Here is a 22,827-nt window from a genome sequence, read left to right as displayed (position 1 = left end):
CGACACCCGGTCAGCGGCGACCGCCTGGGGCAAGATCGCCGACATCCTGTTCCAGCGGGGTGATTACGATGAGGCCCTGCGCATCCGACGTGAGGTTCAGCTGCCGGTTTACGAACGGCTCGGCGACACCCGGTCAGCGGCGACCGCCTGGGGCAAGATCGCCGACATCCTGTTCCAGCGGGGTGATTACGATGAGGCCCTGCGCATCCGACGTGAGGTTCAGCTGCCGGTTTACGAACGGCTCGGCGACCTCCGGGAATCGGCGATCACGTGGGGCAAGATCGCCGACATCTTCTACCAGCGCGGTGAATTCGACGAAGCCCTGCGCATCCGACATGAGGTTGAACTGCCGGTTTACGAACGGCTCGGCGACACCCGGTCCGCCGCGGTCACCTGGGGCGATATCGCTGACATCCTCAACCAGCGCGACGACTACGACCAAGCTGCTGAGTTCCAACTCAGGCGGCTGCACGTCAGCGAGACTCTGGGTGACCTTGATGGCATCGCGGCGGCCAAGTGGGGACTTGCCAAAATCGAGCTTGCTCGTGAAGACCTCAGCGCTGCATTTCCGCTGATTGTCGACTCGTTCGGCCTTCTTCAGCAACTTCAACGCCCGGACGGCATCGCAGCAGTCGGCAGTACGTTGGGGCAGATCCTGCTCGCCGCCGACGAACCGGACCAAGCCATCGTTGTTCTCAAGCTGAGTCTTGATGCCGCCGAGAGAATTGGCGACGAGTCACTCTCCACACGCCTCCGAGACTTGATTGACGGCGCGAGCAAGTAGCCCGAACATCGGCGGAAGCGCTTGGCTTGGCACGCCAGTCTTGCCGACGGGGCGCTGGCGACGAGCGGATCGCGGCAGACAGAACACTGCTGGCGACCCCGCATCGCGTTTGTTTGCTCGATCGTCTTTGTCCGTGGCCGGCGTCGGTCGTCGGTCGGGTCCTGCGCCTGCCACGTGCGGCGGGACGCGGGGGCTCGACAACAGCGAGACCCCGCGCTCCCTTCTCAGCCGTGGACGAGGACCAGGTCGGCGCGTTCTTTTGAGCGGGCGACGAGGTCGGCGTTGCGCTGGTCGGAGCCGCGGGCCCGGCGGTGGGCCGTGGCGAGGTCGTCCTTGAAGCGGACGTGCCGCTCGACCAGGCGGTCTATGCGGGTGCCGTCGTCGAGTTCGACGTACCAGGCCTCGTCCAGCAGTGAGCGCACCCGGATCCACGGTGGGGTGTCCAGCAGCAGGTAGTTGCCCTCGGTGATGATGACCCGGACGCGCGGGGGCACAGCGATCGCCGCGGCCACGGCGTCGTCGAGCTCGCGGCGGAACTCCGGCGCGTAGACCGTCGTGTCGCTTTCCGCCCGCAACCGTTGCAGCAGCGCCACATAGCCGGCCCCGTCGAACGTCTCCGGGGCGCCCTTGATGTCGGCCAGCCCCATCCGTTCGATCGCTGACTGGGCCAGGTGGTAGCCGTCCATCGGGACCAGGGCGACCTGCCCCGGCACGACCTCGTCGAGGCCGCTGACCAGCAGTTCCGAGATGGTGGACTTGCCGGCGCCGGGTGGGCCGGTGAGGCCGATCAGCACGCGGTCCTGGACGAGCAGGCGGTCCTCGACGCGGCGGCGCAGGGCGTGCAGTGTGGTCGTGTCCCAGGGCAGGGTGGGCGGAATCGTGGACGTCACGACGCCTTCCTTCGGCCTCGGCCCACGCCGGTCTGCAGCAGCACTACCACTAGCAGGAAGGCGCCGCGGACGACGTTTTGCCAGTAGGAGTTGATTTCGATGCCGCCGCGGCCGTTCTCGAAGTTGATGATCGTGAAGATGACCTGGAGCAGCAGCAGGCCGGCCAGGGTGCCGCCGATCGAGCCGACGCCGCCGGTCAGCAGGGTGCCGCCTACGACTACGGCGGCGACCGCGATCAGTTCCCAGCCGACGCCGGTGTCCATGCTGACCGAGCCGGTCTGCGAGCCGAGCACGACGCCGGCCAGCCCGGCCAGGGCGCCCGAGAGCAGGTAGACCGAGAACTTCGTCATCCGGGTCGGCACGCCGAGCAGTGACGTGGACTCCTCGCTGTCGCCGACGGCCAACACCGTACGGCCCCAGGCCGTGTATTTGAGAGCCACGGCGGCGATCGCGAACAGCAGCAGCATGAGCCAGAACCCGGTGGTCAGCCCGAAGATCTTGTCGCGGGCCAGGGACTGCAGCGCGCCGGAACCGTAGACCACGGTCTGCGTGTCGGCCAGTTGCAGGCCCAGGCCGCGAGCCCAGAGCAGGGTGGCCAGCGTGACCACGAACGGCTCGAGCCGCGAGTGGGCGATCAGCAGGCCGTTGACCGCGCCCACCGCCGCACCCGTGCCGACGCCGACCAGAACAGCCACCACTGCCCCGTACGGGCTGGCCAGGCCCCCGGCCACGCCGGCGAGCAGGATCACCGAGCCGACGGAGAGGTCGATGCCGCCCGTCATGATCACGAAGGTCATGCCCAGCGCGATCAGCGAGTATTTGACCGCGTCGTCGAAGTACGAGGTCAGGTTGATGCCGGAGTAGAACGCGTCGCCGTAGCGCAGCGAGGCCAGCAGCACCACCAGCACGAGCACGGCGACCGTGCCCCGGCGCTGCAGGGCCAGGCGGTGCCCGACGGTCGCGACGTCCGCGGTGGCGGCGCTCATCGCGCGTCCCGCGAGCGGCGCAGCAGATAGATGGCAGCCACGATGATGAGTCCTTGTGCGATCTGGGCGACCTCACGGGGGATGCCGTGGGCCACCAGGGTGTTCTGCAGGAGCCGGAGCATCAGGACGCCGATGATTGTGCGTCCGGGCGAGAAGGTGCCGCCGGCCAGCGTCGTGCCGGCCACGGCGACCGCGGCGATCGCGTCCAGCTCCATGTTGAGCCCGGCGTTGGTCGCGTCCGAGGCCTGGATCCGGCCCAGTTCGAGCAGGCCGACATAGCCCGCCAGACCACCCGCGACCACGTACGCCATGGTCTTGACCCACTTGGTGCGGATGCCGACGAGCCCGGCCGCGCGCTCGTTGCCGCCGACCGCGAGCAGCTTGGTGCCGGCCGGGGTGAACCGGGTGACTCCGATGATCGCGATGGTGATGACGATCAGCGAGAACACCGAGATCGGCAGGCCCGCGATCACGCCGAGGCCGAGGAACTCGACGATCGGCTCGTTCACGGTCTGGATGCGGCCGCCGGTGACCACCTGCGCGAGCCCGCGACCGGCGGTGAACAGCACCAGGGTGGCGATCATGGGTTGGATGCCGAACCGGGAGACCAGCGTGCCGTTGAACAGGCCCGCGGCCAGCCCGACGAGGATGCCGATCGGCAGGGCGACCAGCGGCGGCACCCCGTCGAGCAGGAACACCGCGGTGACCTGGCCGCTGAGCGCGACGACCGCGCCCACCGACAGGTCGATGCCGCCGGTCGCGATGACCAGGGCCATGCCCAGGGCGACGATCGCGGTCGGCGCGGCCTGGCGCAGCTGCACGAACAGGATGTTGCGCAGGTCCAGGAAGTTCTCGGTGAAGATGATGTTGAAGATGACCAGCAGGGCCAGCACGGCGGCGGCGCCGTAGCGGCGGATCATCGTCGGCCAGTCGATCCTCCGCAGGGCGGAGACCTCCGCGGGCCGGGTAGCGAGGTCAGTCATCCGATTTGTCCTTGTTCGGTGCGGAGTCCGCGGAGGGGACGGCCTCGCCGCTCGCCATCACGGCCATGAGCGACTCCTCCGAGAGCCGCTCCACGTCCACCCGGGCCACGGACACGCCGTCGCGCAGCACGGTCACGTCGTCGCACGCGCTGACGACCTCTTCCAGTTCGGACGACACCAGCAGCACACCCATGCCGTCGGCGGCCAGCTTGTCGACCAGGGTCAGGATCTCGGCCTTGGCGCTGACGTCGATGCCGCGGGTCGGCTCGTCGAGCAGCAGCACGGCCGGCTCGGTGGCCAGCCAGCGGGCCAGCAGCACCTTCTGCTGGTTGCCGCCGGAGAGCTCGACGATCGGCTGGTCGGCCTGGGCCTTGATGCCGAGCCGGGCGATGTAGTCGGTGACGATCTGCTTCTGCCGCTTGCGGTCGACGATGCCCCGCCTGGTCAGCTTGGGCAGCAGGGCCAGCGTCAGGTTGTCGCGTACGGACAGGTGGGGCACGATGCCCTCGGCCCGGCGGTCCTCGGACAGGAAGGCCAGGCGTGCGGCGATCGCTTCCCGGGGTGTGCGGATGGGCGCCGCGTCCGAAGACACGACGACTGTGCCGCCGTCGAGCGGGTCGGCTCCGAAAATCGAGCGCAGCAGCTCGGATCGGCCGGAACCGAGCAGCCCGGCCACGCCCTGCACCTGACCGGCGTACACCGCAAGCGAAGCGTCTTTCAACCGCGGAGCCGACGCCGCACCGCTCACCGCGAGCACCGGCTCGGCCTGCTGCCTGGGGCGGGCGGCCGCGCGGGCACCCGAGGCCACCTGCTCGGCGGCCCGGCCCAGCATCTTGCTGACCAGCTCGTACTGGTTGAGCGAGGCCAGCGGCTCCTCGGCGACCGTGCGGCCGTCGCGCAGCACGGTGACGTCCTCGCAGATCTCGTAGAGCTCGTCCATGCGGTGCGAGACGAAAACCATGCTGACGCCGGAGTCGCGCAGCGAGCGCATCACGCCGAACAGCGTCTCGACCTCGCGCTCGGCCAGCGACGACGTCGGCTCGTCGAGCACGAGCAGCCGCGCCTCGAGCGACACCGCGCGGGCGATCGCGGTCATCTGCTGGGTGGCCACGCGATAGCTGCCCAGCGGGCGGGTCACGTCGATGTCCAGCGAGAGCTTGGCCAGGGCGTCGCGGGCGCCGGCCCGCATGGTGGCCCAGTCGACCAGACCGCGGCGCTTGGGGAAGCGTCCGAGGAAGATGTTCTCGGCCACCGACAGCTTGGGGACCAAGTTCACTTCCTGATAGATGGTGACCACGCCGCCGGCCTGAGCCTCGGCCGTGGAGCGGAAGTCGACCGGGCGGCCGTCGAGCAGCACCTCGCCGCCGTCGCGCCGGTACACGCCGGTCAGGATCTTGATGAGGGTCGACTTGCCCGCGCCGTTCTGCCCGATCAGCGCCCTGATCTGGCTGCGGCCCACGGTCATGGTCGCGTCGTCGAGGGCCCGCGCGCCGCGGAACGACTTGGTCACTCCGCGCATCTGGAGCAGCGGGCCCTCCGTCTTCGGATCGGTCATCGCACTCAGTACGCCTGGTCCACGAACTCGCCGGCGTTGGAGCTGTCGAACAGCCGGTCCTCGTTGAGGATCTTGGTGGGGACCTCGTCGCCCGCCGCGTACTGCTTCATGACCTCGAACGCCTTGGGGCCGAAGCGCGGGTTGCACTCGACATTGGCGGCCATCGTGCCGTCGACGATCGCCTGCAGCGCCTCCTTGGAGCCGTCACCCGAGACGACCAGGATGTCCTTGCCGGGCACCTTGCCCGCGGCCCGGATGGCGGCGATCGCGCCCATGGCCATGTCGTCGCCCTGGGCGTAGACCGCGGTCACGTCCGGGTTGGCCTGCAGCAGCGACTCGGTGATGTCCTGGGCGCGGGCCCGCTGGTTGTCGGCGTCCTGGGTGGCGACCAGCTCGAGGCCGGGGCACTCCTTGAGCGCGTCCTCGAAGCCCTTCTTGCGGTCGACGGCGGAGGACGATCCCGTCGTGCCCTCCAGCGCGATGACCTTGCCCGTGCCACCGGTGGCCTTGGCCAGCGCGTACGCGGCCCGCTTGCCCTCCTGCACGAAGTCCGACACGATCGTCGTCACGTAGTCCGTACCGGCCTTGGCCTGCGAGTCGGAGACCGTCCGGTCGATCAGGAAGACCGGGATGCCGGCCGACTTGGCCTCGCCGATGACCGTGCCGATCTCCTCGGTCATCGGGGCGACGAACAGCGCGTCCGGCTTCTGCGCGATGAGGCTGCGGATGTCCTGGATCTGCTTCGACTGGTTGTTCTGGGCGTCGGTGACCTGGATCTGATAGCCGAGCCGCTTGGCCTCGTCCTGCATGCTCTGGGTCTCGGCGATCCGCCAGGCGCCGTTGTTGGCGTTCTGGCTGAAGGCGACCCGGTACGTGTCCTTCTGGGCGAGCTTGGGGGCGTTCTCGGCGATCGGGGTGTCGGCCGCGGGCTGGGAGTTGCCCGGGTCGGCGGCGGTGGCGATGGCGCAGTTGGCGGCCGGGCTGGCCGCGCCGGCCGCGGCGCCGCCCTCGCTGCTGCCGCCCGAGTCGACGGAACAGCCGGAGATCATCAAGGTAGCGGCGACCGCTACCCAGGGCAGACGGGCTTTCATGTCACTCCTGTTATATGAGTTATGGGAGATTTATTCGAGATTGGTGTGGCGCGAGCGCAGTTCGCCGGCCGACTCCTGACGCCGGGCGCGGACCCGGTTGGTGATCAGGTCGACGAGGACGAAAAGGGCGATCTCGTACGCCGAGCCCATGGGCAGGACGGCCTGCGACGCCTGGTCGTCGGCCATCGTCTGGGCGGTGATCTTGATTACGGCGTCGGCCTGGCTCGCGGGCGCGTTCTGCGGCTGCGCGGTCAGGTAGAGCAGCCGGGCGCCGTCCCGCTTGGCCACGCCCGCGAGGGCCTCGACCATCGAGATGTTGCCCGGCCCGCAGGACAGAATCAGCAGGTCACCCTCGCCGATGTGCGGGGTGGTCATCTCGCCCTGGTAGTGCACGTCGAGGCCGGCGTGGAACAGCCGCATGACCAGGCCGCGCATCACCAAACCCTCACGGCCACCGGCGAAAGCGGCGATCCGGCGGGCGGCCAGCAGCTCGTCCACGATGGCGTCGAGCTCGGCCTCGCTGACGCTCTCGACCGCCGCGGCGATCTCGGCGATGGCCCGCTGGTTTTCCGTAAGCGACATTCGGCAGCCCCTTTGCGCAACGCGACGAAAGCGCATCTGCGCTGGTCGTTGTCGTGTGGATGCGGTCGAGGCTAGGAATCGAAGCCGGTGTGACTCCAGTGGTTGCGCAAAGGTTTGCGCAAGCTCGTCACCCCCGGGTAACACGGATGACGTGGTCACGATGTCGTCCGTAGCAACCGCCGCCGGAGTCTCCCTCACAACGGTCTCGCACGTCCTGAACCGCACCCGGCGGGTGAGTGCGGACACGCGAGCCCGGGTGCTGGAGGCGGCCGAGGCGCTCGGCTACTACGACCAGCGGGTCGCGCGGGCCCAGGAGAGCAAGCTGACGATCGGCGTGGTGCTGCCGGCCATGTCGAGCCCGTACTTCGGCGAGCTGATCGACAGCATCGACGCCGAGGCCGCCCGGTGCGGGGCGACGGTGCTGCTCAGCGCCTCGAACGAGGACCCGGCAAAAGAAGCGGCGGCCGTACGGGCCCTGCTCGATCGCGACGTCGACGCGCTGATCCTGGTGCCGACGTCGGGCTGGCGCGACCGCACCCGCCCCCTGCTGCGCGACGCGCGGGTCGCCACGGTGCTGGCCGACCGGCTCGAGGACCGCGGCTTCGACCAGGTCGGCTCGGAGAACACGCTGGCCACCAGGCGGCTGATCGAGCACCTGATCGGGGCCGGGCACACCCGGATCGGCATGATCACCGGGCTCACCGGGCTGTCCACGTCGCGCGAGCGCGAGACCGGGTTCCGGCTGGCCCACGAGGGCGCGGGCCTGGCCGTGGACCCGGCGCTGATATGGGACGGGCTGTCCACCGTACGGGGCGGGTTCGCGGCGGCCGAGGAGATGCTGCGCGGGCCCCACCCGCCGTCCGCGGTGTTCTGCGGCAACAACAACATGACGATGGGCCTGCTCGGCGCGATCCGGCGTGCGGGCGTACGGGTGCCTTCTGATCTTGCGGTGGTGGCCTTCGACGACCTGGAGTGGGCCGACATCGTCACGCCGAGCGTCACGTCGATCGCGCAGCCGTTCCACGCCATGGGCAACCGCGCGGTGCAACTGGTGCTGCAACGACTGGCCGACCCGCGGCGGGAGCCTCGCACGGTGCGGCTGCCGGCCTCGATCGAACACCGCGAGTCGTGCGGCTGCCACGCCCCGGTCCCGGCCGCCTGACAACCCCCTCCGCCACCGGCCGCCCTCTCCCCGCCGCGGCGGCGGAACATAATCATGTGATGCTTCTGACTTCCGGGGATCGTTGTCGCCGCCCACACGTTAGTGTTTGCGCGAGCAAATACTTCGTCTCCGAGGGAACAACATGAGCGAGCTCAACCTGCTGGTCGTCATCGGCAGCACCCGCCCGGGCCGGATCGGCCCCACGGTCGCCGAGTGGTTCGTCGACGCGGCCAAGGCGCACGGCGGGTTCCAGGTGACCGTGGCCGACCTGGCCGAGGAGAACCTGCCCCTGCTCGACGAGCCCCACCACCCGCGGATGCGCAACTACCAGAACGACCACACGAAGCGCTGGAGCGAGAAGGTCGACGCGGCCGACGCCATCGTCTTCGTGATCCCGGAATACAACTACGGCCTGGGCGCGGCCTTCAAGAACGCCCTCGACTACCTGCACCACGAGTGGAACTACAAGCCGGCCAGCGTCGTCAGCTACGGCGGCGTCTCGGCGGGCACGCGCTCGGCCATGGCGCTGACCGGTGCGGCGTACGCGCTGCGGCTGTTCCTCGTGCCGGCCGCGGTCAACATCCCGTTCGTGCACAGCCTCGTGCAGGACGGCCAGTTCCAGCCGAACGAGATCACCACCGCCGCCGCCACCGCCATGCTGGACGAATTGGCCCGGGTGGCCCCGGCGATGCGCCCGCTGCGGAACGGCTGACCATTCACTCGATCGATGACGTCTGACTTCTGAAACGCGGGGTAAGCACGGCCGCGTGGAATACATAGTCGTTCGTGAGCCGGAGGAGGTGCTCGCGGCCCTCGCCGACGGAACCACCTCGGTGCTCGCGGGCGGTCAGAGCCTCGTCCCCGACATGGTCGACGGCCTCGTCCGGCCCGGCCGCCTGGTCGACATCAACCAGGTCACGGAGTTCGACCGGCTGACCCAGATCGACGGCACGCTGCGGGTCGGCCCGCTCGTCCGGCACCGCACCTTCGAGTCGGAGCGGGTCGGCGGCGGGCTCGGCCTGCTGCTGCGCACAGTCGTGGGCTACATCGGACACCCACCTGTGCGGGCCCGCGGCACCATGCTGGGCAGCCTGACCTACGCCCACCCGGCCGCCGAATGGCCGGCCATGGCAACCATTCTCGGCGCCCGGTTCGAGCTGGCCGGCCCCGACGGCTGCCGCAGCGTGCTCGCCGAGCAGTTCTACACCGGACCCTTCGAGACCGTACGCCGCCCCGAGGAGCTCTTGGCCGAGGTGAGCCTGCCCGTGCTGCCCGCGGGCACCGGCGCCGGTTTCGCCGAGCAGCGCCCCGGCAACGCCCGCTACGCCGAGGTCGCCGCCATGGCCGCCGTGACAATGGCCGACGGGCTCGTCACCGGCGCCCTGATCGGGCTGGTCAACGCGGGCCCGTGCCCGGTCCGCGCCCGCACCGCCGAGCAGGTGCTGCTCGGCACCGGCTTCGCCGACGCCGACGTCCGCGCGGCCGCCGAGGCGGCCGCCACCGAGGACGCCACCCTGCTCCACCACCCGGCCGCTGACCGGCCGGGCCATCGACGCAACCTGGAACGCCTGACCCGCCGCGCGCTGACCCAGGCCCGGGAGACGCTTACCTGACCTGGTCGGCGTCCTTCAAGGTTTTCCGGACGCGCTTGGAGGTGAGGATGTGGGCGGTCATGAGGATCAGTCCCGATGATGAGCGCGGCGATGGTCAGGGCGGTGGTGCTGACTCCACCAAAGCGCGCTGTCAGCGGCCGGTGTGGATGAAGCCGGCCCAAGAGGTCAGCTCGAACACGGTTCCGGGCTGATAGTCGCGCAGCAGGTCGGCGGGGATGCCGGAGGTGTCGCGCGCGGGGTCGAGCATCCACAGCTGCGCGGCGTGCAGGGCGTCCGCCGGGGTCATGCCGTTGCCGCGCAGGTTCCGGTGCACCTGAAACATCAGCAGCGAGGTCTCGTGATCCGGCACCGGCCACAACGAGCCGAAGACCGTACGGGCCCCGGCGGCCAGGAAGGACGTGGCCAGGCTGAGCACCTCGTCGTGGTCGTCGCCGCCGACGCTGGTGGTGCAGGCGGCGAGGAAGACCTCCTGCACGTCCAGCGCCGCCTTCCGCGAGCTGTCCAGCAGCGTACGCACGGAGAGCCGAGCCGGACCGGCGAGCAGCAGGTGCGCGTCGGCCGGGGTTCTCGGGTCGACGGCGCCGTGACAGGCCAGGTGCAGCACGGCCGGGCCGGCCGGCCGCTCGGCGATCCAGTTCAGCACGTCCGTCGGGCTGCCCCGCTCGCCGAGGTAGGTGCCGCCGGGATAGAACACGTCATGGATCGCCCGTGACTCGCGGCCCGCGAAGCCGAGGTCGCCGGTCGGGTTGCCCACCATCAGGGCGGAGGTCACCGGGGCCGGGCGATAGCCGGCGGTGGCCCGGAACGACCGCGCCGACGGGCTGTAGGAGATGACCGCCGTCTGGGCCGCGTAGCGCCGGGGCGTCCGGGCCGGGTCGTACGCCGCGTGCCAGGGGACCAGGCCCAGCGGCCCCATCGGGATCAGCACCAGCCGCACCGGCCGCGTCCTCAGCCTGCCGAGCACCGGGCCGATCGCCGCCTCCCAGGCCCAGCCGCACAGTTCCGCCAGCCCGCTCGCCGGCCGGGTGACCTCGTCGACCACCTGCAGATCCCGATCAACCGGCCCCTCCGTCGCTGCCGGACCGCGTGCATCGCGGGTCGTCTGCCCGGCCCGATAGGCCGCATCGCGAGTCTGCGCGGCCCGATAGGCCGCGAGGGGTGAGCCCGGACCGACCCGGAGCCGGGGCAGCGGCAGCACGATCGTGTCCCCGGTCGCGGGCACGATCACCGCGTAGCCGTCCGCGTCGCCGGGGACCAGGTAGACCAGCGCGTCAGTGCCGGTGGCACGCAGCGCGCCGCGGATCTCGGAGGTGCTGATCGGCTCGAACCCGGCCACCCGGTCGCCGCCTAGCGCGCGCAGCACGCGGAGCCGCAGGTCGTCGGGAATCTCGGTGCCCTGCGACTCGCCGGCGGTCATGGCCAGGCCGCTCACCAGGTCGTGGCCGAGTCCCGCGCTCCGCTCCCAGTCGTCGGCCAGCACGGGATGACCGGCACGGCGCAGCCGCTCCGCCGTCGACCGGGACGTCGTGGCGGCCCGGATGACGAGCCCCCGGCCCGCGTCCAGGGCGGCGACGAGGTCCTCGGTGGCCGTGGGATCGCGGTGCCGGTCGGCGAGGCACCAGCTCGCGACCTTCCGGGCGTCTGCCGCCGCCGCGCGGGCGGACATGATCGAGTTGTCGGTGCCCGCCTGGGCGAAGACCTGCCAGGCGTATCCCTGCAGGGCCGAACTGCCGAGCTCGCGGGTGGCCCGCGGATCCGCGTCGCCGGTCAGGCGCAGGGCCTCGGCCCGGCCCATCGCCAGCCGCGGCCAGAGCGGGAAGCCGACCCCGCCGGCCCGGGTCATGCTGTCGGCGAACCACTCCGCGGCCCGGGTGGCGTGGTCCAGGTTGCCGGGCCACCGCGTCGCGAGCTCGAGATGCGCCTGGGCGGCCAGCACCGCCCCACCCAGGAAGGAGCGCCGGTCGGCCGGGGCCGTCCGCTCCAGCGAATCCTCGACGCGCTGCACGACGTGCCGGAATAGCGCCTCGTCGTTGCGGGCGCCCGCCTGCGTGAGCGCCGCCGAGGCCGTGGCCATCACGGCGGCCATGACCAGCTGGGGCGCGGCACCGGCCATCGGCTCGAAGCGGGGGACGGTCACCACCGGCGAGCCGAGCGGGTCGCCGAGCGGCACGATCGTCCGCAGCATCATCAGCATGGCCAGGTCGATGCCGGTGAGCCCGAGTTCCTCGAGGGCGGGCAGCACCTCGCGGGCGGCGGCGGCCGCCCCGGCGCCGTCGTTGTCCTGCAACAGTCCCATGACCCGCGAAAACGCGCCGATCACCTGGCGGTCGGACGCGCTGACCGGCACCGCCTGCGAGATTCTTTCGCCGGGCGCCATCGGCGTCAGCGGCTGCTCCGTATACCGGTCTGCGGCTTGCGCGGGCCGGCGGTCACCGGTGTCAGCGGTAACGTTTCTGGCGGCCAGAATCACCCTGTGCCTTTGCCGAGGATCGTTCCCGCGAGCGGCACTGGCCACGTACGGCATGCCGCCGTCACCGCCGCCGGCCGGGTCGCGCGACAACAGATATTGCGCGATGCCGGCCTCGGCGTTGTCCATGTGCGCTTGCCAGACCGGATCGGCCGGCAGATGCGCGGCCGCGATGGTCAGCAGGCGCCGGGCGCGTGCCACGTCCAGTTCCGCCACCTCGTCCGCACCGGCCGTGATCGAACCGAGCGCGAGCTGCAGCGCTACCACGGCCCGCCGTTCCGGGTCGCCCGGGCCGGCCGCGTCGAAGGCCTCCAAGGCGGCCTCGACCACCGTGCGCAGCGTGACCGAGCCGGGCGGCGCGTCGTACCGGTTGTGCAGGATCAGCGACTGCCCGGCCATCACCCGCTGCGCGTGCACCTCGAGCCGGACGTCGTCGTCCGGGATCGCGTAGCCGAGCGCCCGGTCCAGCTGGCGGGCGGCGGCCTCCAGTGCCGCGGGGTCCTCGGCCAGCAGCCGGTTCGCCCGCGCGGCGCCGTGCCACAGCGCCCAGGCGTTCGGATCGTCCGCGGCGGCCCGCGCGGCCTGGTCCAGCAGCCCGGCGGCGGTGCGCGCGTGCTCGGCCAGCCCGGTGTCCTCGGCCAAGGTGATCGTCAGCTCGCCCAGCATGCCCGTCGTCCACGGATCATCGGAGACCCGGACGGCGGCGCGGCAGGTGTCGATCGCCTCCGCGAGATCGGCCACGGCCCCGGGGCGGTCGCGGGCCCGCGACCGCGCATCGCAGCGCCGCTGCAGCAGCACGGTGAGCACGGTGAGCACGAGGGCCCGGTCGTCATCGTCCAGGTCGTGCTCGCGCACCGCGCGGGTCCAGAAGATCGCGGTGTCGTAGTCGGCGAGCAGCCCGCTCTTGTCGGCGCGCGCAGTGAACGCCGTGCTCAGCCCGGCCTCCCAGTCGGCGCGATCCGGGTGGTCCGGCCGGGCGTCGAGGACCGCACGCAGCGCCCGGTCCGCGACTTCCAGGTCACCTCGGTCGAGTGCGGCGGCGCCCTCGGCCGCGAGCTGCTGGGTGCTTCGGTCAGCGTCCATCGCCAGTTCCTGACGGACGGGGCGCCCGGTTACCTCGGAGGTAATCGACCCGCGGCGGCCAACACCCCACGATCGGGGCATGACTGCTTACGCGATGGCACACCTGCGCACCACGTCCACGCACGGCGACGTGTTCGACTACATCGAGCGGATTCAGGACACCATGGACCCGTACGGGGGAAGGTTTGTCGTGCACGGGCCCGAGGTCGAGGTGCTGGAGGGGGAGTGGCCGGGCACCCTCGTGATTCTGGAGTTCCCGGATCTCGAAGCCGCCCGCAGGTGGTACGCGTCGCCCGCTTATCAGGAGATTCTGCCGTTGCGGACCCGGCACATCGAGGGGGACACGCTGATCTTTCCCGGGGTCGGGGCGGACTATGACGCCCGGGTGACGGCGAGAGCGCTTCGGGCCGCCGTTGCCTGACCCGCTATCGTCGCGGCATGAGGCGGGGTGCCGAGGCGAACCTGGGGCTCGAACTGCGGGGTCTGCGGCAGGCGTTCGGCTATCCGCCGGTGTCGCAGGCCCGCGACGACGGGCTGCTCGCGGTCGGGGGTGACCTGAGCCCGGAGCGGCTGCTGGTGGCGTACGCGAACGGGATCTTCCCCTGGCCCTCGCCGGGGTCGGAGGCGTTGCCGTGGTTCTGCCCGAGCCCGCGGACGGTGCTCGTGCCGGGGCAGATCACGGTCGGGCGCAGCCTGCGCAAGGTGGTGCGCAAGGCACCCTTCCGGCTGACCTACGACCGGGCGTTTCCCGCGGTGATCGAGGCCTGTTCGGCGGTCGAGCGGCCGGACGGGGGCACCTGGATCATCCCGGGGATGGTGCAGGCCTACACGCGGCTGCACGAGCTGGGCTTCGCGCACTCGGTCGAGGCGTGGAACGGTGACCGGCTGGTCGGCGGGCTCTACGGGCTGTCGCTGGGCGCGGCCTTCTTCGGCGAGTCGATGTTCCGCCGCGAGTCCGACGCCTCCAAGGTCGCCCTGGTCGAGCTGCTCGAGCAGCTGCACGCCTGGGACTTCCGGTTCGTCGACTGCCAGATGATGACCCCGCATGTGCGCCGGCTGGGCGCGCAGGAGTGGGAGATGGATCGCTTCCAGAAGGAGCTGCACAAAGCACTGGAGCGGGAGACCAGGCGTGGGCCGTGGTCTCCCGCTCCAGCGTCAGCGGATTAGAGGGTCGCCGGGAAGCGCGGCCACACCCGGTGCTGGGCCAGCAGCGGCTGCAGCTCGGTCAGGGCCGCCGCACCCGAGTCGGCGCTGATCACGCCGGGGGTGCCGGCGATGCCCGCCGCGGCCAGCACGTCCGCGCCGCCGGCCCAGGCGCCGATCGCCTTGGCGTGCCGCCAGGCCTCCTCGACCAGCAGCAACACGCGCGGGTCGACCGTGACCGAGGCCTCGGCGCCGGCCTTCGCGTCCCGGGCCGGGATCGCGTCGGGGGCCGGGGCCGGGGCGCCCGCCAGCAGGATCGCGTCGAACTCGATCGAGCGGGCGGTGGCGAACGTGCGCTGCACGGTCACCCCGTCGACCTCGCCGCCGTGCGGGGCGATCACCAGCGGCACCATGCCCGCGTTGAAGATCGCCGTACGCACCTCGGCCACCCCGTCGAGCCCGGCCGCCGGGTCGACCACGATGCCGATCAGCCGGCCGTCCGCGGGCCACTCGCCGCCGACCTGCGACAGCACCGGGCTCGGCTCCAGGTCCTGCAGCGGCACGGTCGGCTCCGGCACGGGCAGGCCCAGACCGGTCGCGACCTGCTCGCACAGCACCGGGTCGATGTTGGCCAGGCACTGCACCTGACGCTCCTTGATCGCCTGCTCGTAGCACTTGGCCAGCTCGAACGTGTACGCCCGGACGATGTGCTCCTTCTCGACCGGCGACATGCTCAGCCAGAACTGCCGGACCTGGCTGTAGTGGTCGTCGAACGAGACCGGGTTCTCGCGCACCTTGGCCGACTCGGCCACCCGTACGGGCAGATCGAGGAAACCGGTGTCGGTGGTGAACGGGTTCCCGCCGTCGAGCGAGTTCGGCCGGTACGGGGCCACGCCGCCGTGCACCGCGTGCTGGTGGAAGCCGTCGCGCAGCATGTCGTTGACCGGCGCGTGCGGGCGGTTGATCGGGATCTGCGAGTAGTTGGGGCCGCCGAGCCGCGTGAGCTGCGTGTCGACGTACGAGAAGAGGCGGCCCTGCAGCAGCGGGTCGTTGGTCACGTCGATGCCGGGCGGGAGGTGCCCGAGGTGGAAGGCGACCTGCTCGACCTCGGCGTGGAAGTTGGTCGGCACCCCGGTCAGCACCAGCTTGCCGACCGGCTGCACGGGCGCGAGCTCCTCCGGCACGATCTTGGTCGCGTCCAGCAGGTCGATGCCCGCGAACGTCTCCTCCTCGCTGTCCGGGAAGACCTGCAGGCCCAGCTCCCACTCGGGGAACGCGCCGGCCTCGATCGAGTCGTACAGGTCGCGCCGGTGGAAGTCGGGGTCGACGCCCGCCGCGATCTGCGCCTCCTCCCAGTCCAGCGAGTGCACGCCGAGCTTGGGCTTCCAGTGGAACTTGGCCAGCACCGTCTCGCCGGCCGCGTTGACCAGGCGGAACGTGTGGACGCCGAAGCCCTCCATGTGCCGGTACGAGCGGGGGATGCCGCGGTCCGACATGTTCCACATGGTGTGGTGCTGGGCCTCGGTGTGCAGCGAGACGAAATCCCAGAACGTGTCGTGCGCGCTCTGCGCCTGCGGGATCTCGCGGTCGGGGTGCCACTTGGCCGCGTGGATGATGTCGGGGAACTTGATGGCGTCCTGGATGAAGAACACCGGGATGTTGTTGCCGACCAGGTCGAACGTGCCCTCGTCGGTGTAGAACTTGGTGGCGAACCCGCGGGTGTCGCGCACGGTGTCGGCCGAGCCACGCGAGCCGAGCACGGTCGAGAAGCGTACGAAGACCTCGGTCTCCTTGCCCTTGGCGAGGAACCCGGCCTTGGTGACCTCGGTGGCGGAGCCGTACGCGGTGAAGGTGCCGTGCGCCCCGGCGCCGCGCGCGTGCACGACCCGCTCGGGGATGCGCTCGTGGTCGAAGTGCGTCATCTTCTCGCGGAAGTGGTGGTCCTGCAGCAGCACGGGGCCGCGCGGGCCGGCCTTGAGCGAGTGATCGGTGTCGCGCAGCCGTGCGCCCTGGGCGGTGGTCAGGAATTCGCCCTGCTGCGACTTGCTGACCTTGGGGGCGCCGGTGGGGATGCCGGTCGGCGTGACTGTCTCGGGGGCGTCCTGCTCGCTCTTGGGCGGGAGCGGCGCCACCGGTGTCGTCGGCTCGTCGACCGTCGGCGTCCCGCTGCCCGGAGAGCCCGGAACCCGGTCACCGAGCGCCTCGGCGACCTTCTCAGCGGCCTTTTTCGCGGCCTTCTTGACGGCCTTCTTGGCTTCCATGAACCCGGTCCTCCAGATTACTTGCAACATCGCAAAGGAATGACGGGGCACGGCTACCCGGGCGGGGGAGCGGCAAACTGGAATCAATAAGAAAAAAGAACCCGTTTCCCCGTACGCATGACACGCGCGGGACGGGGTACGTCGGCGCGTCGCGCCGGCCGGGGCTCGGTCCGCGCTGTTGCGCGTTTGCCGCCTGGCCGGCGGCGCTTGGTGCGCGATCGTGGTCGGGCGGGTGAGGCTGGTTGCGCGTTTGTCGGCGGGGCTTGTTCGTTGATTGCGCGTTTGCGGGCAGGTTGAGGGCGCTTGGTGCGCGATCCTGGCCGGGCGTTGGTTGCGCGTTTGGTGGCCGGTGTTGGCTGGGTCTGTTCGTTGGTTGCGCGTTTGCGCGCGGGCTGGTGGCGTTGGGTGCGCGACCGTGGCTGAGCTGGGCCGGGCGTTGCGCGTTTGTCAGGCCGGGGCGGGGCCGGTCGAGTCGCGGACGATTAGCGTGTGGCCCGTCGAGCGGCGCCGGGGGCGGGTCGCGGGTGGGCGCAGGGCCAGCGCGAGCGCCATCTTGCCCATGTCGGTCATCGGCAGGCGGATCGTGGTCAGGCTGGGGGCCAGGTCGGCCGCGACCGAGACGTCGTCGAAGCCGACCACCGACATGCGCTCGGGCACGGGCACGCCGTGGGCCCGCAGCGTCGACAGGGCGCCCATGGCCATGGCGTCGTTGAGGGCGATGATCGCCGTCGTCGCCGGGTGGTCGCGCAGGATCTGCTCGGTGGCGGCGACCCCGCCGTCCCGGGTGAAGTCGGTGTGGATGACCGGCAGATCGGCCATCGACAGGCCCGCCTTCTTCAGGGCCGCGGCCACGCCCGCCATGCGGTCGACCACCGTGTTGAGGTCGGCCGTGCCCGAGGCGATCGCTATCCGCCGGTGGCCCAGCTCGAGCAGGTGCTCGCCCAGCGCCTGACCGCCGGCCTCGTTGTCGGGCAGCACCGCGTCGACGCCGAGCGAGTGGCGGCCGATCACGGCGACCCGCCCGCCCCCGCGTACGTAGGCCGACAGCTCGTCGCGGGCGGCGGCCTCGTGCCGCGTGTCCGCGAAACCGGAGCCGGCCACGATGATGATGCGGACCCGCTGGTTGATCAGGTGGCGGATCTGGCGCAGCTCGTGCTCGGGGTCGCGGCCGGAGTGGCAGATCTGCACCAGCAGGCCCTGCTCGTCGGCGACCCGGATGACCCCGCCCGCGATCTCGGAGAAATACGGGTCGTCGACCTGGTGCACGACCAGCCCCACGGTCGAGCTCGCCCCGCCGGCCAGAGTGCGCGCGTACGGGTTGGCGACGTAGCCCATCTCCTCCGAGATCTGCCGGATGCGGGCCGCGACCTCCTCGCTCACGCCGTCGCGACCGGCCAGCGCGCGCGAGGCCGTGGCCAGCGAGACGCCGGCGCGTTCGGCGATGTCGACGAGGCGGAGCCTCACACCGGGCTTGGGCATGCGTCAACTCTCCATGACTGATCACATCGAAAGTTTCCGGGGTGTTGCATGTGACCCATCGATCACTTTAGGCTACGTAAGCGCTTTCGCAAGCGCTTACGTCCCGGCAAAGGAGCTGCGAGGATGCGTTCACCCGCGAGACGTACCACAGGGGCCCTGGCGCTCTGCGCCTCCCTCATGCTCGGCCTCGCCGCCTGCGGCGGGAGCGACGACGGGGGCGGGGAGGGCGGCGACGATCCGATCGTCGTGGGCATCTCCCTGCCGCTGACCGGCGACTTCTCCGAGCCCGGCAAGGGCGTCCAGGAGGGGTACGAGGCCTGGGCCAAGATAACGAACGACAAGGGCGGCCTCCTCGGCGGCCGCAAAATCGAGCTGAAGATCCTCGACGACCAGTCCAACGCGGACCGGGTCGTCGCCGACTACGAGCAACTCATCGGCAGCGACCAGGTCGACCTGGTCGTCGGGCCCTTCTCGACCCGCCTGGTCGTGCCGTCGGCCCGGGTCGCGCAGGAATACGGCATGCTCTTCGTCGAGCCCGCCGGCGCCGCGGCCGAGGTGTTCAACCAGGGCTTCAAAAACCTGTTCTACGCGGCCCCCGCGGTCGCCGACGACCACTACAACCACCTCGCCGAATACCTGCTAGCGCTGCCCGCGGGCGAGAAGCCGAAGACGGTGGCGTACGCGGCCATGGACGACCCGTTCGCGCAGGGCACGGCGTACGGGCTCAAGAAGAAGCTCGAAGCGGGCGGCGTCAAGACCGTGGTCGACGAGGTCTACCCGCCCAACACCACCGACTTCGGCAGCATCGCGGCCAAGATCGCGGCGGCCAAGCCCGACATGGTGGTCGGCGGCTCGCAGTATCAGGACGGCGTCAACCTGATCGTGGCCCTGCAGCAGCTCAACTATCAGCCCAAGCTGGCCGCGTTCTCCACCGCCCCGACGAACCCCGAGTTCGCCAAGGCGATCGGCAACAAGACCGAGGGCATCCTCTCGCCCACCGGCTACAGCCAGGACGCGCCGTACGAGAGCAACAAGGAGTTCGTCGAGAAGTTCAAGGCCCAGTTCGGCAAGGCGCCCGAGGAGGACCAGGCCAACGGCTACACCACCGGCCAGGTCGTCGGGGCCGCGGTCGAGGCGGCCGGCTGCGCCGAGCAGGGCGACTGCCAGCAAAAGATGATCGACTGGCTGCACAGCAACACGGTCGACACGGTCGTCGGCCCGCTCAAGTGGGACGCCACCGGCAAGCCGCAGGGCGCCCACATGATCCAGCAGTGGGTCGGCAACGACATCAAGATCGTGCTGCCGGCCGACGCCAAGGAGGCCGACCTGGTCTATCCGAAGCCGGCCTGGTGACCTGCCGATGCTTGTCTTCCAGAGCGTCATCCTCGGCCTGCTCCTGGGCGGCCTGTACGCCCTGCTCGCGGCGGGGCTGACCCTCTACTTCGGCATCATGCGGGTGGTCATGATCGCCCACTCGGCGTTCCTCATCCTGGCCGCCTACCTGGCCTGGTGGACGAACGACCGGCTGGGCATCGACCCGCTGCTGTCATTGGTGGTGACCGTGCCGCTGTTCTTCGGCGCGGGAGTGCTGCTGCAACGGGGACTGCTGTCGCGGCTGCGCCCGGCCACGCTCACGATGATGTCGGTGCTGATCACGTTCGCGATCGCGCTGATGATCGAAGGCCTGCTCGGGTACGCGTTCAGCGGCACTCAGCGCCGCATCCAGCTCGGCTACGGCACGGCCAGCTTCGACCTCTTCGGGGCCCGGGTCGCCGTCGTCAAGCTGATCGCGTTCGCCCTCGCGGCGGTCTCGCTGGCGGCGCTGTACACGCTGATGAAGCGCACCCAGTTCGGCTGGGCGCTGCGGGCCACGATCCAGCACCGGGACGCGGCCCGCCTGGTCGGCATCGACACCGAGCGGACGGCCGGCTACGGCTTCGGGCTGGGGCTGGCCACCGCCGCGGTCGGCGGGACGGCGCTGTCGCTCGACACCACGATCTATCCGTCGCTGCACTGGCACTGGATCGGCCCGCTGATGGCGATCATCGTGGTCGGCGGCCTGGGCAGCGTGCCCGGGGCCGCGGCCGCCGCGCTGCTGCTGGGCCTGGCCCAGAGCCTGCTGCAGATCCCGATGGGCGCCACGTGGGCCCAGACCGTGTTCTACGTGGCGCTCTTCGCCACGCTGGCCGTCCGGCCGCAAGGATTCTTCGGAGGCCGTCTTGCCCAACGCTTCTAAAAGCCTTCTCTCGTACGGTCTCCCGGCGCTCGTTCTCATTGTGGCGATCGCGCTCTTCCCCAGCCTCGCGCCCAACCCGTACATCCTGTCGTCCGGCGTGATCGTCCTCAACTGGGCGGTGCTGGCCACGGCGTGGAACTTCGTCGGCGGCTTCACCGGCTACATCTCGCTCGGCCACGGCGCCCTGGCCGGGCTCGGCGGCTACGCGACCGGCCTGCTCATCACCAAGGCCGACCTGCCCAGCTTCGGCGCGCTCATCGTGGCCGCAGTGCTGGTCGCCGCGTTGGCTGTCCCGATCGGGTACGCGGCATTGCGCGTCCGTGGCGCTTCGTTCGTGATCGTGTCCATCGCGCTCGTGCTGATCCTGCTGCTGGTCTTCCAGAGCTGGTCGTCGGTCACCGGCGGGTCGCGTGGGCTGGTCGTCCCGCGGCCGTTCCCGGGCATGCTGCGCCCCGATCATCACCGGGCATTCTTCTTCCTGTACGGGGGTCTGCTGCTGCTCGCCTTGGCGACGTGGTGGTTGCTCGACCGGTCGCGATTCGGCATGGGGCTCAAGGCCATCCGCGAGGACGAGGACAAGGCTGAGTCGCTCGGGACGCCGACATTCGCGTACAAGCTGACGGTTTTCGTCGTTTCGGCCGCGTTCACCGCGCTGGCCGGCGGGCTCTATGCGCTGTGGTTCGGCGACCTCGATCCGGTGTTCCAGTTCTCGGTGCTCACAGGGTCGTACATCGTGCTGATGGCCCTGCTGGGTGGCGTGCGCAACCTGTACGGGCCGGTGCTCGGCGCGATCGTCGTCGGGGTGGCGCTCGAATACTTCAAGGTCGAGTTCGGCAACTCGCCGCTGCACCTGGTGACGACGGGCCTGCTGCTCGGGCTGGTCGTGATGTTCATGCCGGACGGGGTGATCCCGTCGCTGACCGCGCTCGTCAAACGGCTGCGCAACCGGGAGGACAGCTCGATCCGCGAGGTGACCGCCGCCGACCTGGCCGAGCAACGCCGCGAGCGAGAGGCAGCAAAATCGTGACGCTCAAGACGGTGGGGCTGCGGAAGGCGTTCGGGGGCGTGGTCGCGATCGACGGGGCCGACGTCGAGTTTCTGCCGGGCAAGGTGAACGCGCTGATCGGGCCCAACGGCAGCGGCAAGACGACGTTCTTCAACTGCGTGACCGGCATGATCAAGCCGGATCTCGGTTCCGTCGTCTTCGGCGACCGCGACCTCACCGGACGGGCGCCGCACGTCATCGCGCGGGCCGGGGTCGGGCGGACGTTTCAGCTGTGCCGGACGTTTCCCCGCATGACCGCGGTCGAGAACGTGCTCGCGGCGGTGCGTCCGGGCGGTGTGGTGCACGGGTTGCGCAGTTCGCATCGGCGCACCGAGACCGAACGCGCGCATCACTGGCTGACCCGGCTCGGCATCGAGCATCTGGCCGAGGCCGAGGCGCGCAACATGTCGTGGGGTCAGCAGAAACTGCTCGAGCTGGCCGGTGTGCTGATGGCCGAGCCCGCGACGATCCTGCTCGACGAGCCCGCGGGCGGCGTCAACCCGGCGCTGCTCGATCGGATCGGCACGCTCGTGCGCGAACTGAACGCCGAGGGCCGCACGTTCGTGATCGTCGAGCACAACATGGACCTCGTGATGAGCATCAGCGATCACATCGTGGTGTTCGACCGCGGCCGGCCGATCGCCGCGGGGCCGCCGGCCGAGATCCGCGCCGACGAACGAGTGCTGGGGGCCTACCTTGGTGTCTGAGATCGAACTGGTCGACGTCCAGGCCGGCTACGGCCGCGCCGCGCCCGTGCTGCGCGGGTTCAGCGTCGCCGTCCCGGCCGGCACGGTCGTCTGCCTGGTCGGCCCCAACGGCGCCGGCAAGTCGACGGTGCTCAAGGTCGCGTCGGGGCTGCTGGGTCCGCGCTCGGGCCGGGTGATGGTCGGCGGCAAGGACATGACCGGCGCCGGCCCGCAGAAGATGCTCGCCGAGGGGGTCGCGCTGGTCCTGCAGGGCCACAGCGTGTTCCGCGAGATGACCGTCGAGGAGAACGTGCTGCTCGGCGGGTACACGCTGCGCGACCGCTCGCTCAAGGCTCAGCGTGCGAAGTTCGTCAAGGAGCTCTTCCCGGTGGTGGGGGAGCGGTGGCACTCGCTCGCCGGGCTGCTCTCGGGCGGGCAGCAGAAACAGGTCGAATTCGCGCGTTCGCTCATGGTCGATCCCAAGGTCGTGCTGCTCGACGAGCCGTCCATGGGTCTCGACCCCAAGGCCACCAGCACGATCTTCGAACAGGTCGTGCGGATGCGCGACGCCGGGACAGCCGTGCTGCTGGTGGAGCAGAACGCCCGGCGCGCGCTGGAGACCGCCGACCTCGGGTGCGTGCTCGATCTCGGGCGCGTGCACATCTCCGGGCCGGCCCACGAGCTTCTGGCCGACCCCCAGCTCGGAGAGCTCTACCTCGGCGGCCGTCCCGCCGAGAAGCCGCCCGCTGTTTGAGGCGGCCCCGTCACCTGTCACCTGTGC

Annotated in this window: 20 protein-coding genes; 11 read left to right on the top strand and 9 right to left on the bottom strand. The window is 70.6% G+C overall.

From position 1 onward, the window contains the following. The coding region (locus JKJ07_RS37675) for a tetratricopeptide repeat protein (RefSeq protein ID WP_202996744.1) at nt 1-784 on the top strand (784 nt) is incomplete at its 5' end. A gap of 224 nt (nt 785-1,008) precedes the next feature. Here JKJ07_RS37675 and JKJ07_RS37670 read toward each other — a convergent pair. Genes JKJ07_RS37670 through JKJ07_RS37645 form a run of 6 tightly spaced genes read right to left on the bottom strand, consistent with a single transcriptional unit; the run spans nt 1,009 to nt 6,871 of the window. Further along, entirely contained in the window at nt 1,009-1,674 is a 666-nt protein-coding gene (locus JKJ07_RS37670; RefSeq protein ID WP_307834608.1) for a nucleoside/nucleotide kinase family protein, read from the bottom strand. Then, the gene (locus tag JKJ07_RS37665; protein ID WP_202996743.1) at nt 1,671-2,660 is read right to left on the bottom strand and encodes an ABC transporter permease; all 990 of its coding nucleotides are present in this window, start codon (nt 2,658-2,660) and stop codon (nt 1,671-1,673) included. Before JKJ07_RS37665 ends, JKJ07_RS37670 begins: the two co-directional genes overlap by 4 nt. Next, complete coding sequence (locus JKJ07_RS37660; RefSeq protein ID WP_202996742.1) at nt 2,657-3,643, bottom strand: ABC transporter permease; 987 nt, start codon at nt 3,641-3,643, stop codon at nt 2,657-2,659. The genes JKJ07_RS37665 and JKJ07_RS37660 overlap by 4 nt, the downstream gene beginning before the upstream one ends. Then, the gene (locus JKJ07_RS37655) at nt 3,636-5,198 is read right to left on the bottom strand and encodes a sugar ABC transporter ATP-binding protein (RefSeq protein ID WP_202996741.1); all 1,563 of its coding nucleotides are present in this window, start codon (nt 5,196-5,198) and stop codon (nt 3,636-3,638) included. The genes JKJ07_RS37660 and JKJ07_RS37655 overlap by 8 nt, the downstream gene beginning before the upstream one ends. 5 nt (nt 5,199-5,203) lie before the next feature. Further along, nucleotides 5,204-6,289, bottom strand: coding sequence for an ABC transporter substrate-binding protein (locus tag JKJ07_RS37650; protein WP_202996740.1), 1,086 nt, complete (start codon nt 6,287-6,289; stop codon nt 5,204-5,206). 30 nt (nt 6,290-6,319) lie between these two features. Then, nucleotides 6,320-6,871, bottom strand: a complete 552-nt coding sequence (locus JKJ07_RS37645) for a phosphoheptose isomerase family protein (protein WP_202996739.1) — start codon at nt 6,869-6,871, stop codon at nt 6,320-6,322. 160 nt (nt 6,872-7,031) lie between these two features. Between JKJ07_RS37645 and JKJ07_RS37640 the strand changes: the two genes are divergently transcribed. The 3 genes from JKJ07_RS37640 to JKJ07_RS37630 all read left to right on the top strand — a co-directional run bounded on the left by JKJ07_RS37640 (nt 7,032) and on the right by JKJ07_RS37630 (nt 9,646). Next, the gene (locus tag JKJ07_RS37640; RefSeq protein WP_202996738.1) at nt 7,032-8,033 is read left to right on the top strand and encodes a LacI family DNA-binding transcriptional regulator; all 1,002 of its coding nucleotides are present in this window, start codon (nt 7,032-7,034) and stop codon (nt 8,031-8,033) included. Nucleotides 8,034-8,175: 142 nt separating this feature from the next. Beyond that, nucleotides 8,176-8,745, top strand: coding sequence for an NADPH-dependent FMN reductase (locus JKJ07_RS37635; protein WP_202996737.1), 570 nt, complete (start codon nt 8,176-8,178; stop codon nt 8,743-8,745). Between the two features lie 55 nt (nt 8,746-8,800). Beyond that, on the top strand, nt 8,801-9,646 hold the full coding sequence (locus JKJ07_RS37630) for an FAD binding domain-containing protein (protein ID WP_202996736.1): 846 nt from the start codon (nt 8,801-8,803) through the stop codon (nt 9,644-9,646). Between the two features lie 130 nt (nt 9,647-9,776). Here the strand turns inward: JKJ07_RS37630 and JKJ07_RS37625 are convergent, their stop codons facing one another. Then, nucleotides 9,777-13,196 carry a CHAT domain-containing protein gene (locus JKJ07_RS37625; protein WP_202996735.1) on the bottom strand — a complete coding sequence of 1,140 codons (3,420 nt, stop codon included), beginning with the start codon at nt 13,194-13,196 and terminating at the stop codon, nt 9,777-9,779. A 79-nt stretch (nt 13,197-13,275) separates the two neighbouring features. Here JKJ07_RS37625 and JKJ07_RS37620 point away from each other — a divergent pair, with 79 nt between their 5' ends. Both JKJ07_RS37620 and aat read left to right on the top strand, forming a co-directional pair. Continuing rightward, nucleotides 13,276-13,617, top strand: a complete 342-nt coding sequence (locus JKJ07_RS37620; protein WP_202996734.1) for a DUF1330 domain-containing protein — start codon at nt 13,276-13,278, stop codon at nt 13,615-13,617. 17 nt (nt 13,618-13,634) lie between these two features. Then, entirely contained in the window at nt 13,635-14,363 is a 729-nt protein-coding gene (gene aat / locus JKJ07_RS37615; protein WP_202996733.1) for a leucyl/phenylalanyl-tRNA--protein transferase, read from the top strand. Here the strand turns inward: aat and JKJ07_RS37610 are convergent. After that, entirely contained in the window at nt 14,360-16,600 is a 2,241-nt protein-coding gene (locus JKJ07_RS37610; RefSeq protein WP_202996732.1) for a catalase, read from the bottom strand. The genes aat and JKJ07_RS37610 overlap by 4 nt on opposite strands. Before the next feature lie 447 nt (nt 16,601-17,047). Further along, complete coding sequence (locus JKJ07_RS37605; protein WP_202996731.1) at nt 17,048-18,079, bottom strand: LacI family DNA-binding transcriptional regulator; 1,032 nt, start codon at nt 18,077-18,079, stop codon at nt 17,048-17,050. A 123-nt stretch (nt 18,080-18,202) separates the two neighbouring features. Between JKJ07_RS37605 and JKJ07_RS37600 the strand changes: the two genes are divergently transcribed. From JKJ07_RS37600 to JKJ07_RS37580, 5 genes are read left to right on the top strand one after another with little or no spacing between them, the layout of a single operon-like run. Beyond that, on the top strand, nt 18,203-19,432 hold the full coding sequence (locus tag JKJ07_RS37600; protein WP_202996730.1) for an amino acid ABC transporter substrate-binding protein: 1,230 nt from the start codon (nt 18,203-18,205) through the stop codon (nt 19,430-19,432). 7 nt (nt 19,433-19,439) lie between these two features. Beyond that, the gene (locus JKJ07_RS37595) at nt 19,440-20,315 is read left to right on the top strand and encodes a branched-chain amino acid ABC transporter permease (protein WP_202996729.1); all 876 of its coding nucleotides are present in this window, start codon (nt 19,440-19,442) and stop codon (nt 20,313-20,315) included. Between the two features lie 40 nt (nt 20,316-20,355). Continuing rightward, nucleotides 20,356-21,342, top strand: coding sequence for a branched-chain amino acid ABC transporter permease (locus JKJ07_RS37590; RefSeq protein ID WP_307834607.1), 987 nt, complete (start codon nt 20,356-20,358; stop codon nt 21,340-21,342). After that, entirely contained in the window at nt 21,339-22,067 is a 729-nt protein-coding gene (locus tag JKJ07_RS37585; RefSeq protein ID WP_307834606.1) for an ABC transporter ATP-binding protein, read from the top strand. The genes JKJ07_RS37590 and JKJ07_RS37585 overlap by 4 nt, the downstream gene beginning before the upstream one ends. Beyond that, the gene (locus JKJ07_RS37580; RefSeq protein ID WP_307834605.1) at nt 22,060-22,800 is read left to right on the top strand and encodes an ABC transporter ATP-binding protein; all 741 of its coding nucleotides are present in this window, start codon (nt 22,060-22,062) and stop codon (nt 22,798-22,800) included. The genes JKJ07_RS37585 and JKJ07_RS37580 overlap by 8 nt, the downstream gene beginning before the upstream one ends. The last annotated feature ends 27 nt before the right edge of the window (nt 22,801-22,827 follow it).

It is taken from the genome of Paractinoplanes lichenicola (assembly GCF_016785085.1).
Taxonomy (GTDB): domain Bacteria; phylum Actinomycetota; class Actinomycetes; order Mycobacteriales; family Micromonosporaceae; genus Actinoplanes; species Actinoplanes lichenicola.
Note: the sequence above shows the minus strand (reverse complement) of the source record. Positions and strands in the feature narration are given on the sequence as shown.

Coding starts and splice junctions, on each gene's coding strand:
- aat (WP_202996733.1), top strand. CDS start 13,635: ATGAGGCGGGGTGCCGAGGCGAACCTGGGGCTCGAACTGCGGGGTCTG.
- JKJ07_RS37645 (WP_202996739.1), bottom strand. CDS start 6,871: ATGTCGCTTACGGAAAACCAGCGGGCCATCGCCGAGATCGCCGCGGCG.
- JKJ07_RS37650 (WP_202996740.1), bottom strand. CDS start 6,289: ATGAAAGCCCGTCTGCCCTGGGTAGCGGTCGCCGCTACCTTGATGATC.
- JKJ07_RS37660 (WP_202996742.1), bottom strand. CDS start 3,643: ATGACTGACCTCGCTACCCGGCCCGCGGAGGTCTCCGCCCTGCGGAGG.
- JKJ07_RS37620 (WP_202996734.1), top strand. CDS start 13,276: ATGACTGCTTACGCGATGGCACACCTGCGCACCACGTCCACGCACGGC.
- JKJ07_RS37610 (WP_202996732.1), bottom strand. CDS start 16,600: ATGGAAGCCAAGAAGGCCGTCAAGAAGGCCGCGAAAAAGGCCGCTGAG.
- JKJ07_RS37605 (WP_202996731.1), bottom strand. CDS start 18,079: ATGCCCAAGCCCGGTGTGAGGCTCCGCCTCGTCGACATCGCCGAACGC.
- JKJ07_RS37655 (WP_202996741.1), bottom strand. CDS start 5,198: ATGACCGATCCGAAGACGGAGGGCCCGCTGCTCCAGATGCGCGGAGTG.
- JKJ07_RS37640 (WP_202996738.1), top strand. CDS start 7,032: ATGTCGTCCGTAGCAACCGCCGCCGGAGTCTCCCTCACAACGGTCTCG.
- JKJ07_RS37595 (WP_202996729.1), top strand. CDS start 19,440: ATGCTTGTCTTCCAGAGCGTCATCCTCGGCCTGCTCCTGGGCGGCCTG.
- JKJ07_RS37625 (WP_202996735.1), bottom strand. CDS start 13,196: ATGGACGCTGACCGAAGCACCCAGCAGCTCGCGGCCGAGGGCGCCGCC.
- JKJ07_RS37665 (WP_202996743.1), bottom strand. CDS start 2,660: ATGAGCGCCGCCACCGCGGACGTCGCGACCGTCGGGCACCGCCTGGCC.
- JKJ07_RS37600 (WP_202996730.1), top strand. CDS start 18,203: ATGCGTTCACCCGCGAGACGTACCACAGGGGCCCTGGCGCTCTGCGCC.
- JKJ07_RS37635 (WP_202996737.1), top strand. CDS start 8,176: ATGAGCGAGCTCAACCTGCTGGTCGTCATCGGCAGCACCCGCCCGGGC.